General features: G+C 33.4%; 7 protein-coding genes, 1 tRNA gene and 1 CRISPR repeat array. Of the genes, 7 read left to right on the top strand and 1 reads right to left on the bottom strand.

Annotated features, from left to right (window positions below; translation table 11 throughout):
- Positions 1-238 precede the first annotated feature (238 nt).
- The 6 genes from B7E04_RS21630 (at position 239) to cas2 (ending at position 8,038) form a co-directional block, all read left to right on the top strand.
- On the top strand, positions 239-1,051 hold the full coding sequence (locus B7E04_RS21630; protein WP_139785468.1) for a hypothetical protein: 813 nt from the start codon (positions 239-241) through the stop codon (positions 1,049-1,051).
- 119 nt (positions 1,052-1,170) lie between these two features.
- Positions 1,171-1,389 carry a hypothetical protein gene (locus B7E04_RS21625; protein ID WP_080780569.1) on the top strand — a complete coding sequence of 73 codons (219 nt, stop codon included), beginning with the start codon at positions 1,171-1,173 and terminating at the stop codon, positions 1,387-1,389.
- 274 nt (positions 1,390-1,663) lie between these two features.
- Positions 1,664-2,248: a hypothetical protein gene (locus B7E04_RS21620; RefSeq protein WP_080780568.1), complete on the top strand. Its 585-nt coding sequence runs from the start codon at positions 1,664-1,666 to the stop codon at positions 2,246-2,248.
- A gap of 272 nt (positions 2,249-2,520) precedes the next feature.
- Positions 2,521-6,813, top strand: coding sequence for a type II CRISPR RNA-guided endonuclease Cas9 (cas9, locus tag B7E04_RS21615; protein ID WP_080780771.1), 4,293 nt, complete (start codon positions 2,521-2,523; stop codon positions 6,811-6,813).
- Positions 6,810-7,703: a type II CRISPR-associated endonuclease Cas1 gene (cas1, locus tag B7E04_RS21610; protein ID WP_080780567.1), complete on the top strand. Its 894-nt coding sequence runs from the start codon at positions 6,810-6,812 to the stop codon at positions 7,701-7,703. Before cas9 ends, cas1 begins: the two co-directional genes overlap by 4 nt.
- The gene (gene cas2 / locus B7E04_RS21605; RefSeq protein WP_080780566.1) at positions 7,700-8,038 is read left to right on the top strand and encodes a CRISPR-associated endonuclease Cas2; all 339 of its coding nucleotides are present in this window, start codon (positions 7,700-7,702) and stop codon (positions 8,036-8,038) included. The genes cas1 and cas2 overlap by 4 nt, the downstream gene beginning before the upstream one ends.
- A 57-nt stretch (positions 8,039-8,095) precedes the next feature.
- Positions 8,096-14,148: direct repeats of the CRISPR family, unit length 47 nt; unit sequence GCTGTGACTGATCACTAAGATAATAATTTTTGAAAGCAATTCACAAC.
- A 176-nt stretch (positions 14,149-14,324) separates the two neighbouring features.
- On the opposite strand, the gene B7E04_RS21600 is transcribed toward cas2, so the two are convergent.
- A tRNA-Gln gene (locus B7E04_RS21600) sits at positions 14,325-14,395 on the bottom strand.
- Positions 14,396-14,494: 99 nt separating this feature from the next.
- Between B7E04_RS21600 and B7E04_RS21595 the strand changes: the two genes are divergently transcribed.
- The gene (locus B7E04_RS21595; RefSeq protein ID WP_080780565.1) at positions 14,495-15,529 is read left to right on the top strand and encodes an AMP-binding protein; all 1,035 of its coding nucleotides are present in this window, start codon (positions 14,495-14,497) and stop codon (positions 15,527-15,529) included.
- Positions 15,530-15,548: the final 19 nt, after the last annotated feature.

The following is a 15,548-nucleotide window of genomic DNA, read 5'->3' as shown; positions in this document are numbered from 1 at the left end:
TGAAATTATGCCGATCGACTTTGTAAAACTCCAATATACAGATAAGAATTATGATCTGCCCACAGACAAAACTGATTTTATTATTACTGTCAATAATGAAACCGGAGAAACCGACAATAAAAAGGAGGGTGAATATTTTGGAATGCAGATCATTAAATATCCTTCCGGACGGATAATCGTAAAGGGTAGCATTCATAAATTTTTTAACCGGACAGATTTTAACGGAAATGATTTTGATTTGCAAAACTTTTCCTCAGCATTACAAAATCTTGAAACAGAACTCAGATTAAAGCCTGGGTATTGCAGACTGGAAAATATTGAAATAGGTGTAAACATTGAGTTACCTTTTGATCCGAATAAAATCCTTCAAAACCTTTTGTTTCACCGATCCGTAGAATTTAATAAAACCATTTCGGGGTCTTTTTATTACCAGTCAGCCAAAACAGAATATATCATTAAAATTTACAATAAAACTGCTCAGTATGAAAAGAAATTAAAGAAGATTGCCCCAAAACCAAATATAAAAAATAAGCAGGAACAGAAAGAAATCAACTTTTTGAAAACAACGATAGAAAAACAATTAAAGCCTAATATTTTACGGTTTGAGATTAAGTTTTTAAAAATGAATATACTAAATGATTTAGGGATTATGCATTTACCGGATGTTTTAAAGCCTGAAATAATTAAACCCCTCAAAAAGCTTTTATTAAAAGAATTTCATGAAGTTTATTTCTATGATTATACAATGGATGAAGCAAAGATGAAGCCCCTGGAGAGGAACAAGCTCAAAGATTATAGAAACCCTAATTACTGGATAAATCTCAGCAAGAAAGACAAATACTACCACAAGAATAGATTTGCGGGAATGACATTGAAATATTCTCAAAATTTAAAAGGCAAGGTTTCGGAATTAATAAAACAAAAAATGGAAGAATTAACAGGAAAAAGTTTAGACTTTTTTACCGATAATTTCAACGAAAACAAAAAACAAAAGTTTGGACTTTTTTACCGTTCAGATATAGGGTCGAAAAGTCCAAATATAATAGTCTGAATTGAAGGAAATGAAAAAGACAATTTCAGTAACGAAAAGAGGAACAAAATAAAGGTGCTGGGAATTATGATTCATCTAAAAATATGCATGAAAATAGTAAAGACCACAAATAGAAATATATGATTGAAAAAAATGAAACTGAGTTTTCAGATTTAGAAGTTGATTTTTTGTTTTTGGTAGACGCGGAAAGGAATATACCAAATATAGATCTACAGGAATTAAATATGGAACTGCCGGAATTGAGTAATAATTTTCCTGGTGTAGAATTCTCAAACATGGATATAGACTTAATGGCTTTACGAGTTGTATTAAACTTTGATATTGAAATTGTATTTTGACTTTATTGCCGATTAATAGGGTGTTTTAGAAATAGAATTAGGAAAAATAGCTGTTTTAAGTAGTTGTTATTTTTGGATATGTTCCAAAATGTCTCAGAAGTATTATGAATAGGGAGTTTGAAATGAAAGCCAAGTAATAGATTTAAAAAGTTCCTTAATAATTTAGGTTATTAATTTTAGTTGGGAAAGAGATGGAAATTTTATTGAGCTTCAGCAAAATTTAATAATGTGAATATAAAAGCAGTGATAAAAAGAATAACAAAAAATATAAATTATGGGAAGATGGAGCAGCAATCCCGATGAGGTTGAAAGTTTGAAACGCATAACTATTAATGATTTGAAAAAGCTGGGTTACTTAAAACCCAATGTGCATCTTAATCAAAATGTTTTCTGGACAGATCGGAATGGAGAAAAGACCAGTTCTATTACCGTTATAATTGAAACCACAGACACAGAAGGTATAGTTACATTTGATTATACCTGGCAACAGTCTCATATTAACTATAAAGTACGACTTATAACAAGACCTTCCAATCTTGGAAACGGACTGTTATGGTTCTTTGTATGTCCAAATACCCAGAAGGTATGTAGAAAGCTACATTTAAACAGTGGGTACTTTCTGCACAGGACAGCATTTAATGATGTCTATTATGAAAAGCAGCTGGAATCTAAAAAATGGAGGGAGTGGGGGAAAGTTTTTGGTCCTTTAGATGATGGAATTTATGAGAAAATATATAAAAAGAATTTTAAGAAATATTACAAAGGTAAGCCTACGAAAAAATATAAACAACTGATGAAAAGGCTGAACTCCAGACAACTTATAGATTTTGAAGATATTGAAAAGTTTTTGTTGGCGTAAAAAATAGTATAGATACTTTAGAAGTTTTAGAATTCCTGAAAAACTCTTATCTTAAGGAAGTAATAGAAGATGAAGTTATATGAAAAATGCCCCGAAGATAGTCGAGGCGCTAAATGTTTTCACAACGGTATAATCCTTATTGTGAATTGCTTTTCAAAATTATTAATACAAATATAAATTAAAAATTATTAGTTGATTTACGGAAACCCATAATTTGGATAACTTTTTTCTTTCTATTTTTATAAGACTATGAAAACTAAATGAATAATCATATGAAGACTATACTTGGATTGGATTTAGGAACAAACTCAATTGGATGGGCATTAATTCAACAGGATTTTGAAAATAAGCAAGGGGAAATTCTTGGAATGGGAAGCAGAATTATTCCCATGTCTCAGGATATTTTAGGTGAATTTGGAAAAGGAAATTCTGTGTCCCAAACGGCAGAGCGTACAGGTTATAGAGGGGTAAGAAGGCTTCGCGAAAGATTTCTATTACGTAGAGAAAGACTTCATCGGATTTTAAATGTCTTAGGATTTTTGCCGGAACATTATGCTGCTCAAATAGATTTTGAAAAGAGATTTGGGAAATTTAAAGCCGAAACAGAGCCAAAATTGGTTTATGATAGGAGTAGATTTATTTTTGAAAATTCTTTTGAAGAGATGCTGTCAGATTTCAAAAAGTATCAGCCTCTGCTTTTAGAAAATAGTAAGAAAATCCCTTATGACTGGACAATTTATTATCTTCGAAAAAAGTCACTTATTCAAAAAATAGAGAAAGAAGAACTGGCTTGGATTCTTTTGAACTTTAATCAAAAGCGAGGATATTACCAATTACGTGGTGAGGAAGAGGAAGAAAATCCTAATAAGTTGGTAGAATTTTATTCTTTAACAATTGTGAATGTTTTAGCTGATGAACCTCAAAGAGGAAAATCAGACATCTGGTATTCATTGATTTTAGAGAACGGATGGATCTATAGACGTTCGAGTAAAATCCCTTTATTTAATTGGAAAGATAAGACAAGAGATTTTATTGTAACTACTGATCTAAATGATGATGGAAGTGTCAAAACAGATAAGGAAGGAAATGAGAAAAGGAGTTTTCGAGCACCAAGTGAAAATGACTGGACGCTTGTTAAAAAGAGAACAGAACAGGAAATCGATAAATCTCATAAAACTGTCGGAACCTATATTTATGATACTTTGATTCAAAACCCCAAGCAAAAAATCAATGGAAAACTAGTTCGTACGATTGAAAGAAAATTCTATAAAGCTGAACTAAAACAAATCTTGGAAAAACAGAAAGAATTTCATTCGGAATTTCAGAATACTGATTTATATGATGACTGTATAAGAGAATTATACCGTAATAATGAGGCTCATCAGCTTACATTAAGCAAAAAAGATTTTGTTCATTTGTTTTTGGATGACATTATTTTCTACCAAAGACCTTTGAGAAGCCAGAAATCATCTGTTTCCAACTGTACTTTAGAGTTCAGAAAATATAAAGATGAAAATGAAGTGGAACAGATACAATATTTGAAAACGATCCCAAAATCAAATCCTTATTATCAGGAATTCCGTATCTGGCAGTGGATATTTAATTTGAACATTTACAAAAAAGATGATGATACGAATGTTACACAAGAGTTTCTGAGTAATACCAAAGACTATGAAGTTCTGTTTAGTTTTTTAAATAACAGGAAGGAAGTTGATCAGAAAGCATTGCTGAAACATTTTAAGTTAAATGAAAAAACACATCGATGGAATTATGTAGAAGACAAAAAATATCCCTGCAATGAAACTAGAACAATGATTTCAACGAGGTTGGAAAAGGTCGAAAATTGTCCGGTCGATTTTATGACAAGAGAAATAGAACAGAGTATTTGGCACATGATCTATTCTGTCAATGATAAAACAGAATATGAAAAAGCATTAAAATCATTTGCTCGTAAGAAGAACTTGGATGGAACATCATTTTTTGAATCTTTTAAAAAGTTTCCTCCTTTTAAAAGTGAATATGGTTCTTTTTCAGAAAAAGCCATCAAGAAACTCTTGCCCTTGATGCGTTTAGGAAAATATTGGAATTGGGAAAGTATTGCTGGAGAATCTCAGAAAAGAATTGAGAAAATAATTACAGGTGAATTTGATGAAAATATTAAAGATAAGGTCAGAGAAAAGGCATTACATCTTACACAAGAAAATCATTTTCAGGGTTTGCCACTATGGCTGGCCCAATATGTAGTTTACGGTCATCATTCAGAAGCTTCTGTTTTAGGAAAATGGAATTCTGCAGATGATTTGGAAGAATTTTTAAAAGGATTCAAACAACATTCACTTCGTAATCCAATTGTAGAGCAGGTAATTATAGAGACCCTTCGTGTTGTAAAAGATATTTGGGTTAAATATGGGAATGGAACAAAAGACTTCTTCAGTGAGATTCATATTGAATTAGGCAGGGAAATGAAAAATACCGCGGAAGAACGTAAAAGATTGACTAACATAGTTACGGAAAATGAAAGTACCAATCTTCGTATCAAAGCTTTGTTAGCCGAAATGATGAATGATAGTGATGTGGAAAATGTTCGTCCTTTTTCACCAATGCAACAGGAAATCCTTAAAATTTATGAGGAAGGAGTTTTAAATTCTGAAATTGAAATTGAAGATGAGTATTTAAAGATAAGTAAAACAGCACAGCCATCTTCGTCAGATTTAAAAAGGTATAAGCTTTGGCTCGAGCAAAAATATCGTTCGCCCTACACTGGAGAAATTATTCCATTGAATAAATTATTTACAACGGAATATGAAATTGAGCATATTATCCCCCAAAGTCGTTATTTCGATGATAGCTTTAACAATAAAATTATCTGCGAATCTGCAGTTAATAAATTAAAAGATAACTATATCGGACTAGGTTTTATAAAACAATTTCATGGAGTTACTGTAGAATGTGGCTTTGGAAAAACTGTGAGGGTATTTGAAGTGGAAGCTTATGAAGATTTTGTAAAGAAGCATTATGCTAAAAACCGGAGTAAAAGAACCAAGCTTCTTTTAGAGGAAATTCCTGAAAAAATGATTGAGCGTCAATTAAATGATACACGACATATCAGTAAATATATTTCAGGCGTACTTTCCAATATTGTTCGGGTAGAAGATGGAACTGATGAGAGTGTAAATTCTAAAAATATTATTCCAGGAAATGGAAAGATTACAACACAACTGAAACAAGATTGGGGTTTGAATGATATATGGAACGAATTAATACTTCCTCGTTTTGAAAGGATGAATCAATTGACTAATTCCAATAATTTTACAGCGTGGAATGAAAGCCACCAGAAATTCTTACCTACTGTTCCTATTGAGCTTTCAAAAGGTTTCTCTAAGAAAAGAATAGACCATCGTCATCATGCCATGGATGCTTTGATAATTGCATGTGCAACCAAAGATCATATTAATCTCCTTAATAACCAATCAGCTAAATCTGATATAAAAAGATATGATTTAAAAAGAAAGCTGATGAAGTTTGAAAAAGTAATTTATAATCATCCTCAAACTGGCAAAAAAACGGAGAAAGAAGTTCCTAAGCAGTTTTGGAAACCTTGGGATAATTTTACTGTTGATGCTAAAAATAAATTAGAGGCCATAATTATCAGTTTTAAACAGAACTTAAGAGTGATTAATAAAGCTACTAATTATTACGAAAAATGGGTTGAAAGAGAGGGAAGAAAAACAAAAGAATTAATAAAACAGGAAGGAATAAATTGGGCAGTACGAAAGCCCATGCATAAAGAAACTGTTTCGGGAAAGGTATATTTACCTTGGGTTAAAGTTCCCAAAGGAAAAATATTAACAGCAACAAGAAGGAGTTTGGATACTTCATTTGATGTGAAAACAATCAATTCAATTACAGATACCGGAATTCAAAAGATTCTAAAGAATTATTTAGAATTTAAAGGGAGCTCTGAAGTAGCATTCTCGCCGGAAGGAATTGAAGATCTGAATAAGAACATTGAAAAATTTAATGATGGCAAACCACATCAGCCCATTAATAAAGTTAGGGTTTTTGAATTGGGAAGCAAATTTCCTGTAGGCCAAACAGGAAATAAAAAGGCTAAATACGTAGAAGCAGCCAAAGGGACAAATCTTTTTTTTGCTGTATATACAGATGATAGAGGAAAAAGAAGCTATGAAACCATACCTCTGAATGAAGTCATTGAAAGGCAAAAGCAAGGGTTGGCTCCTGTTTCATTTAAGAATAAAGAAGATTTTTTACTTTCTCCAAATGATTTGGTCTATATTCCTTCGGAAGATGAGTTTGAAAATATGCATAATATCGATTTTAAGAATTTAGTAAAAGAGAAGCAAAAGAACATTTATAAAGTAGTCAGTTTTTCAGGAAGTCAAATATTTTTTATTAGACAAGATGTTGCCACATCTATTGCTAACAAGTTAGAATTCTCAACTTTAAATAAAATGGAACGTGCAATCGACGGATCAATGATTAAAGAGAATTGTATTAAGCTGAGAATAGATCGTCTTGGTAATATCTCAAAACATAATAAATGATTACCCGTACAATCTATATAGGAAATCCGGCATATCTGAAACTCAAAGATGAGCAGATGAAAATTCTTTGTCCTGAAACGAAATCGGAGAAAGGAAGTGTTCCTGTAGAAGATTTAGGATTATTGATGTTAGATCATTTTCAAATTACAATTTCACATAATCTAATTCAGAAAATGATGGGAAATAATGTTGTAATAATAAGTTGTGACGTTCATCATTTACCACACGGAATTATGTTGCCGCTTTATGGACATACGGAACATTCAGATCGGGTAAAAGATCAATTGGAAGCAAGTGAGCCACTTAAAAAACAGCTTTGGAAACAAACTATTGAATGTAAAATTGAAAATCAGAAAAATGTTTTGCTAAAGTTGGGGAATTATTACGAACCAATGATTGATTATCAAAATAACGTTAAAAGTGGTGATATTACCAACATGGAAGGGATTGCAGCACAGCATTACTGGAAATATCTTATTAGTCTGGATTTTTTAAGGCAGCGTTTCGGAGATTCACCAAATCAGTTTTTTAATTTCGGTTATGCGGTACTCAGAAGTATTGTAGCTAGAGCCATCGTTGAAACGGGTTTGCTGCCTGTTCTTGGGATTTTTCATAAAAATAAATACAATCCATATTGTTTGGCAGACGATCTCATGGAACCTTATCGTCCGTTTGTAGATTTACTGGTAGTTCAATGGTTGAAAATGAATCCTGAAACAGAGGAATTGACAAAAGAGTTTAAAGCTCATATTCTTCAGATAGCCACAAAAGATGTCCATATCGATGGTAAAACCAGGCTTTTGTTAGTTGCTGTTAAGACAACTGCATCATCCCTTTACAAATGCTACACAGGAGAAAAACGTCTGATCTCTTATCCTGAACTGATATGAATGCCGAAAGGTTTAATGCATACCGAATTATGTGGGTTTTAGTACTATATGATCTGCCAACTCAGACCAAAGCTAATATGAGGGATGTTAACCGTTTCCGGAAAGCGCTTATTGATGATGGATTTACATTGTTTCAATTCTCAATGTACGTGCGCCATTGTCCAAGTCGAGAAAATGCCGAGGTCCACATTAAAAGAGTAAAATTTGCACTTCCTAAAGCCGGAAAAGTAGCCATTATGTGTATTACAGATAAACAATTTGGTGACATTGAAATCTTTTTTGCCAGAAATAAAGAAGAGCCACCAGCAACCTTCCAACAGCTTGAATTATTTTAATTTTCAAATCCTAAATAAGAAATAAACCCACTGAATAACAGTGGGTTGTGTTTTGAGGCTGTGACTGATCACTAAGATAATAATTTTTGAAAGCAATTCACAACCAAAGAAGCGTATCAAAGAATTATGGCGATGCTGTGACTGATCACTAAGATAATAATTTTTGAAAGCAATTCACAACTGAATTCCAGCACACCCGAAAACAATCAATGCTGTGACTGATCACTAAGATAATAATTTTTGAAAGCAATTCACAACATTCTTCATTTTGCAGCTTTTTAACCTCAAGCTGTGACTGATCACTAAGATAATAATTTTTGAAAGCAATTCACAACTAATATTTTGACCGTTAATTTTTATGAAAAGCTGTGACTGATCACTAAGATAATAATTTTTGAAAGCAATTCACAACACAATTTTACGTCACGAAATTTAAGCTTCAGCTGTGACTGATCACTAAGATAATAATTTTTGAAAGCAATTCACAACGTGAAAGTATACCTATAAACAGAAGTTCAAGCTGTGACTGATCACTAAGATAATAATTTTTGAAAGCAATTCACAACATAGAATGAATGCTGGTGCAAGGTTTGTGAGCTGTGACTGATCACTAAGATAATAATTTTTGAAAGCAATTCACAACTGGAACGCATCCGGGAACCGAAAAAGAAGCGCTGTGACTGATCACTAAGATAATAATTTTTGAAAGCAATTCACAACAGATTTATATATTTTTCATATCTGAAATAAGCTGTGACTGATCACTAAGATAATAATTTTTGAAAGCAATTCACAACTCCCTTTCGGCATATAAACCTTCAGCCACTGCTGTGACTGATCACTAAGATAATAATTTTTGAAAGCAATTCACAACACAAAATTCATATACCTATTGATATTCATTGCTGTGACTGATCACTAAGATAATAATTTTTGAAAGCAATTCACAACAGGCATCGCTCATATTTGTAGACCACATCGGCTGTGACTGATCACTAAGATAATAATTTTTGAAAGCAATTCACAACGCTGTTTCCGGGTATTTATCAGAAAATTCTGCTGTGACTGATCACTAAGATAATAATTTTTGAAAGCAATTCACAACCATTTTGATAAGCAAGACAATACAAGCTATGCTGTGACTGATCACTAAGATAATAATTTTTGAAAGCAATTCACAACGGTAGTGTACTTCCAATGCGGGTTATTTCGGCTGTGACTGATCACTAAGATAATAATTTTTGAAAGCAATTCACAACACGCACTCATACCAATCCGCAACGCCATCAGCTGTGACTGATCACTAAGATAATAATTTTTGAAAGCAATTCACAACGCAGGAGGATTACGTAGAAGCGTACAGGGTGCTGTGACTGATCACTAAGATAATAATTTTTGAAAGCAATTCACAACTGGAACAAGCTCAGACACTCGCTAATGTAAGCTGTGACTGATCACTAAGATAATAATTTTTGAAAGCAATTCACAACACACCCTTTTTAAATGGTTTTGTGCTGAAAGCTGTGACTGATCACTAAGATAATAATTTTTGAAAGCAATTCACAACAGCATGGAGAGCGATATATCTGGACAGGCAGCTGTGACTGATCACTAAGATAATAATTTTTGAAAGCAATTCACAACAATTTGCGACACTGTAGACGTGCCAATATTGCTGTGACTGATCACTAAGATAATAATTTTTGAAAGCAATTCACAACAATCTTTCCCATGATAAAATAAAAAACCATGCTGTGACTGATCACTAAGATAATAATTTTTGAAAGCAATTCACAACAATATGATGGTTTGGCATAATGTCAACATTGCTGTGACTGATCACTAAGATAATAATTTTTGAAAGCAATTCACAACCCGGGGCGGGCTTATCTACTGGCATTTCAAGCTGTGACTGATCACTAAGATAATAATTTTTGAAAGCAATTCACAACTATCTCGAAGAGCATCTGACAGTAATCCAAGCTGTGACTGATCACTAAGATAATAATTTTTGAAAGCAATTCACAACTTTCACGATATGTTAATGGGTTATGGGATGGCTGTGACTGATCACTAAGATAATAATTTTTGAAAGCAATTCACAACCAATGGACATCGCTGAAAAACTTAAAAAAAGCTGTGACTGATCACTAAGATAATAATTTTTGAAAGCAATTCACAACCGTGTACGGCTGCAATCCGAAGAAATTATTGCTGTGACTGATCACTAAGATAATAATTTTTGAAAGCAATTCACAACCATTTTCCGTTCCTTCTGATCTGAATTTCTGCTGTGACTGATCACTAAGATAATAATTTTTGAAAGCAATTCACAACGGCGGTTCGCTTATCCTGTGCGTCTTCCATGCTGTGACTGATCACTAAGATAATAATTTTTGAAAGCAATTCACAACGTCGAATTGAAGCTGTGCTTCTTCCTTCGCGCTGTGACTGATCACTAAGATAATAATTTTTGAAAGCAATTCACAACCGATGTTTATGGGAAAGCGAGCCGAAGACGGCTGTGACTGATCACTAAGATAATAATTTTTGAAAGCAATTCACAACGATACTGATTAGTTTGAGCATAATCGCATGGCTGTGACTGATCACTAAGATAATAATTTTTGAAAGCAATTCACAACTAATTACGCCGATTGATAACTGGACGAATGGCTGTGACTGATCACTAAGATAATAATTTTTGAAAGCAATTCACAACATGCTTAATGTACCATTCAATCGTTTCCAAGCTGTGACTGATCACTAAGATAATAATTTTTGAAAGCAATTCACAACACATCGAAAGGGCAAACAAGCAAAAAGAACGCTGTGACTGATCACTAAGATAATAATTTTTGAAAGCAATTCACAACATAAATTGGCGTTCCACGGTATTCCTATTAGCTGTGACTGATCACTAAGATAATAATTTTTGAAAGCAATTCACAACTAATAGAAGTTTTGGCAGCTTTTTTCCTTAGCTGTGACTGATCACTAAGATAATAATTTTTGAAAGCAATTCACAACTAGAGATACAGATGAATTAGTAGATCTGGAGCTGTGACTGATCACTAAGATAATAATTTTTGAAAGCAATTCACAACAACATCTACTAAAACAACTACTGTACCATTGCTGTGACTGATCACTAAGATAATAATTTTTGAAAGCAATTCACAACAGTATCAGAGGAGTACAGCGATAGATTCCAGCTGTGACTGATCACTAAGATAATAATTTTTGAAAGCAATTCACAACCATCGTAGCCTGCTAATAAGCAGCTCGAATGCTGTGACTGATCACTAAGATAATAATTTTTGAAAGCAATTCACAACTAGAAAACATACTACCTGAATGGGAAGTAAGCTGTGACTGATCACTAAGATAATAATTTTTGAAAGCAATTCACAACAAGGTGCAGGAGAGGACGCCGGGGGATCAGGCTGTGACTGATCACTAAGATAATAATTTTTGAAAGCAATTCACAACAGCAGGAGAACCGGAATCTAAATACATTAAGCTGTGACTGATCACTAAGATAATAATTTTTGAAAGCAATTCACAACTAACGCTGCTATACTCCATGCTACCCATAAGCTGTGACTGATCACTAAGATAATAATTTTTGAAAGCAATTCACAACCCAAAGTAGATACATACGGCGGAAAGTTAGGCTGTGACTGATCACTAAGATAATAATTTTTGAAAGCAATTCACAACGTTTGGAGATCCTACCCCTCCTGGGGATGTGCTGTGACTGATCACTAAGATAATAATTTTTGAAAGCAATTCACAACGTTTCCTGAAAGCAATATTTATTCTCAAAAGCTGTGACTGATCACTAAGATAATAATTTTTGAAAGCAATTCACAACTAAAGGCTTTACCGTACTGCAGATGTATGGGCTGTGACTGATCACTAAGATAATAATTTTTGAAAGCAATTCACAACACAAAAGAACAAGCATTAGAAAAATTTTAAGCTGTGACTGATCACTAAGATAATAATTTTTGAAAGCAATTCACAACGACATGTGAGAATACCACAACTTACATTAAGCTGTGACTGATCACTAAGATAATAATTTTTGAAAGCAATTCACAACAATGAAACCCTATAAATGGGCTTTCATTGTGCTGTGACTGATCACTAAGATAATAATTTTTGAAAGCAATTCACAACTATTGGTGGTAAGACCTGGCTCAGTCGTCAGCTGTGACTGATCACTAAGATAATAATTTTTGAAAGCAATTCACAACAGTTTCCAGTAATAGGGATAATTCCAGTTCGCTGTGACTGATCACTAAGATAATAATTTTTGAAAGCAATTCACAACGGAATGAAGGTTTCCATGTTTCCCTTTGTGGCTGTGACTGATCACTAAGATAATAATTTTTGAAAGCAATTCACAACCAGATCCGTCCGCAAGACGTGTTTTAGAAAGCTGTGACTGATCACTAAGATAATAATTTTTGAAAGCAATTCACAACGTAAGTCCTCCACAGATATATCCCATGTAGGCTGTGACTGATCACTAAGATAATAATTTTTGAAAGCAATTCACAACACTCAGAAATAGAGCTTGGCAACATGATTAGCTGTGACTGATCACTAAGATAATAATTTTTGAAAGCAATTCACAACTCTTTGTCCCCCATAGAATTATATGGCAAGGCTGTGACTGATCACTAAGATAATAATTTTTGAAAGCAATTCACAACGTTATGGCAAGATTCAAACGCCGAGGCCGTGCTGTGACTGATCACTAAGATAATAATTTTTGAAAGCAATTCACAACCCCAATCTTGCCATATAATTCTATGGGGGAGCTGTGACTGATCACTAAGATAATAATTTTTGAAAGCAATTCACAACATGAAGCGATGAAGGAATATGAAACTAAAAGCTGTGACTGATCACTAAGATAATAATTTTTGAAAGCAATTCACAACCCGGAAGATTGCGGTCCGGGTTTCCGCTTTGCTGTGACTGATCACTAAGATAATAATTTTTGAAAGCAATTCACAACTCTCTGGACGGCCAGATGACAATTAATCTTGCTGTGACTGATCACTAAGATAATAATTTTTGAAAGCAATTCACAACACTAATTTGTCTTTGTACTCAGGAAAAACAGCTGTGACTGATCACTAAGATAATAATTTTTGAAAGCAATTCACAACCCATGTTGGCAATTGAGACTAAAACAAAGTGCTGTGACTGATCACTAAGATAATAATTTTTGAAAGCAATTCACAACACAATACAGTAAACAGTATAGATGTAAATAGCTGTGACTGATCACTAAGATAATAATTTTTGAAAGCAATTCACAACAGAACGATTAAAATTCCGAGGAGACTATTCGCTGTGACTGATCACTAAGATAATAATTTTTGAAAGCAATTCACAACCTAAGTCGCCGATATTAAATTTCATTTTATGCTGTGACTGATCACTAAGATAATAATTTTTGAAAGCAATTCACAACAGTCGTCATCTTCATCTAATTTTCCGGTTTGCTGTGACTGATCACTAAGATAATAATTTTTGAAAGCAATTCACAACAAAACTAATTGACATATGTCTATTAATAAAGCTGTGACTGATCACTAAGATAATAATTTTTGAAAGCAATTCACAACTAGGAGATTTCACAACTACACAGTTGGTTAGCTGTGACTGATCACTAAGATAATAATTTTTGAAAGCAATTCACAACTAATTATAACGTCACAAAACAAGGTAAAAAGCTGTGACTGATCACTAAGATAATAATTTTTGAAAGCAATTCACAACCACCTCTTTTATTCATCTTTCCAGCTGATAGCTGTGACTGATCACTAAGATAATAATTTTTGAAAGCAATTCACAACGCCCTATATAGACTGGGATTTTAACGACACGCTGTGACTGATCACTAAGATAATAATTTTTGAAAGCAATTCACAACTTAAATACTCAACGAAATAGCTGTACTGCTGCTGTGACTGATTACTAAGATAATAATTTTTGAAAGCAATTCACAACGCCATGCACTCGTTACAGGTGGACAGAGCAGTTGTGATTGATCACTAAGATAATAATCTTTGAAAGCAATTCAAAATAATGCGTCAAGTTCTGTCATCTAATGTTTTGTTGTGACCAAGATAAGCAAATTCTTAAAAAGACTGTAATGTAAATTTTGAATTTATTAAAATCATCTCAAAAATAAACTTATTGACTATGTGTTGACTAGAAAAATAAAAAAGCCTTGAAAATCAAATGATTAACAAGACTTTTGTAGACCCATAGGGATTCGAACCCCAGATGACTGAACCAAAATCAGTAGTGTTACCGCTACACCATGGGTCTTTGTTATTTCAGTGGGGCAAATTTACAGCTTTTTTCTCTAGATACAAGAACTTTTTAAACTTTTTTTTAAATTTACACTGGTTTTTATTTTACACAATCATGCTGCTAGACTTCAATAATCTCAATATTAATAATTTATCTTTTCAAACCGATTTTGAATATAGTATCAAAAATTTTTTAGAGGAATGGTTTTCTAATGGTGATCGGGTAAAAGTGCAGACTTCGGGTTCTACCGGCACTCCGAAAATTTTTGAAATTGAGAAAAAGAGAATGATCAATTCAGCTGTGATGACCTGTAATTTTCTGGGGTTAAAGGAAGGAGATAAAGCATTGCTATGCCTGCCGGTAGAATATATTGCGGGAAAAATGATGATTGTACGTTCCGCGGAAAGAAAATTAAAATTACAGATTACAAATCCCTCTTTGAAACCGCTTGAACATTTAAATGAGGAAATAGACTTCTGTGCGATGACGCCCCTTCAGGTGGAACATTCACTGGATAAATTACACTTGATTAAAAATCTTATCATCGGGGGAGCAGCGGTTTCCGAAAGTCTGAAGCAGAAAATGATCGATAATAAACAATTGTCCGGCACCGCAAACCGTTTTTTTGAAACATACGGAATGTCTGAAACACTTTCCCACATTGCCCTCAAGAAGCTGATGCCGGAACCTGAGGAAGTATTCACCGTTTTTGAAAACGTTTCCATTAGTCTGGATGAAAGGGGATGCCTGAAAATTTATGCTCCCGATCTGAATGCTGAGGTTCTGCAGACTAATGATTTAGTTGAAATTAAAAATGAAAACCAGTTTAAATTCCTGGGGCGCATTGATAATGTCATTAATTCAGGAGGCGTGAAAATTTTCCCTGAAAGTCTGGAAAATTTAGTAAAAAAAGAAATTCCCAATGAAGCCGTTTTTGTGGGAATAAAGGATGAAAGTTTGGGCCAGAAATTGATACTGGTTATTGAAGGTGAAGAGTCCGGGGATATAGCAGAAAGAATATCAGCCATTCCATTTGAGAAAAAATTTCACAAGCCGAAAGAAATAATTTTCATCGAGAAAATTCCCAGAACCCCAAACGGAAAAGTAAGTAGGATGGAACTCCATAAAATAATAGCCCATGGTTCATAATTATTACCTAAGTTGTATC

Origin of the sequence: Chryseobacterium phocaeense, assembly GCF_900169075.1 — a bacterium.
In the GTDB taxonomy this organism is placed as follows: Bacteria; Bacteroidota; Bacteroidia; order Flavobacteriales; family Weeksellaceae; genus Chryseobacterium; species Chryseobacterium phocaeense.
The sequence above is the reverse complement of the archived record's forward strand: the minus strand, read 5'-3'. Positions and strand labels throughout refer to the sequence as shown.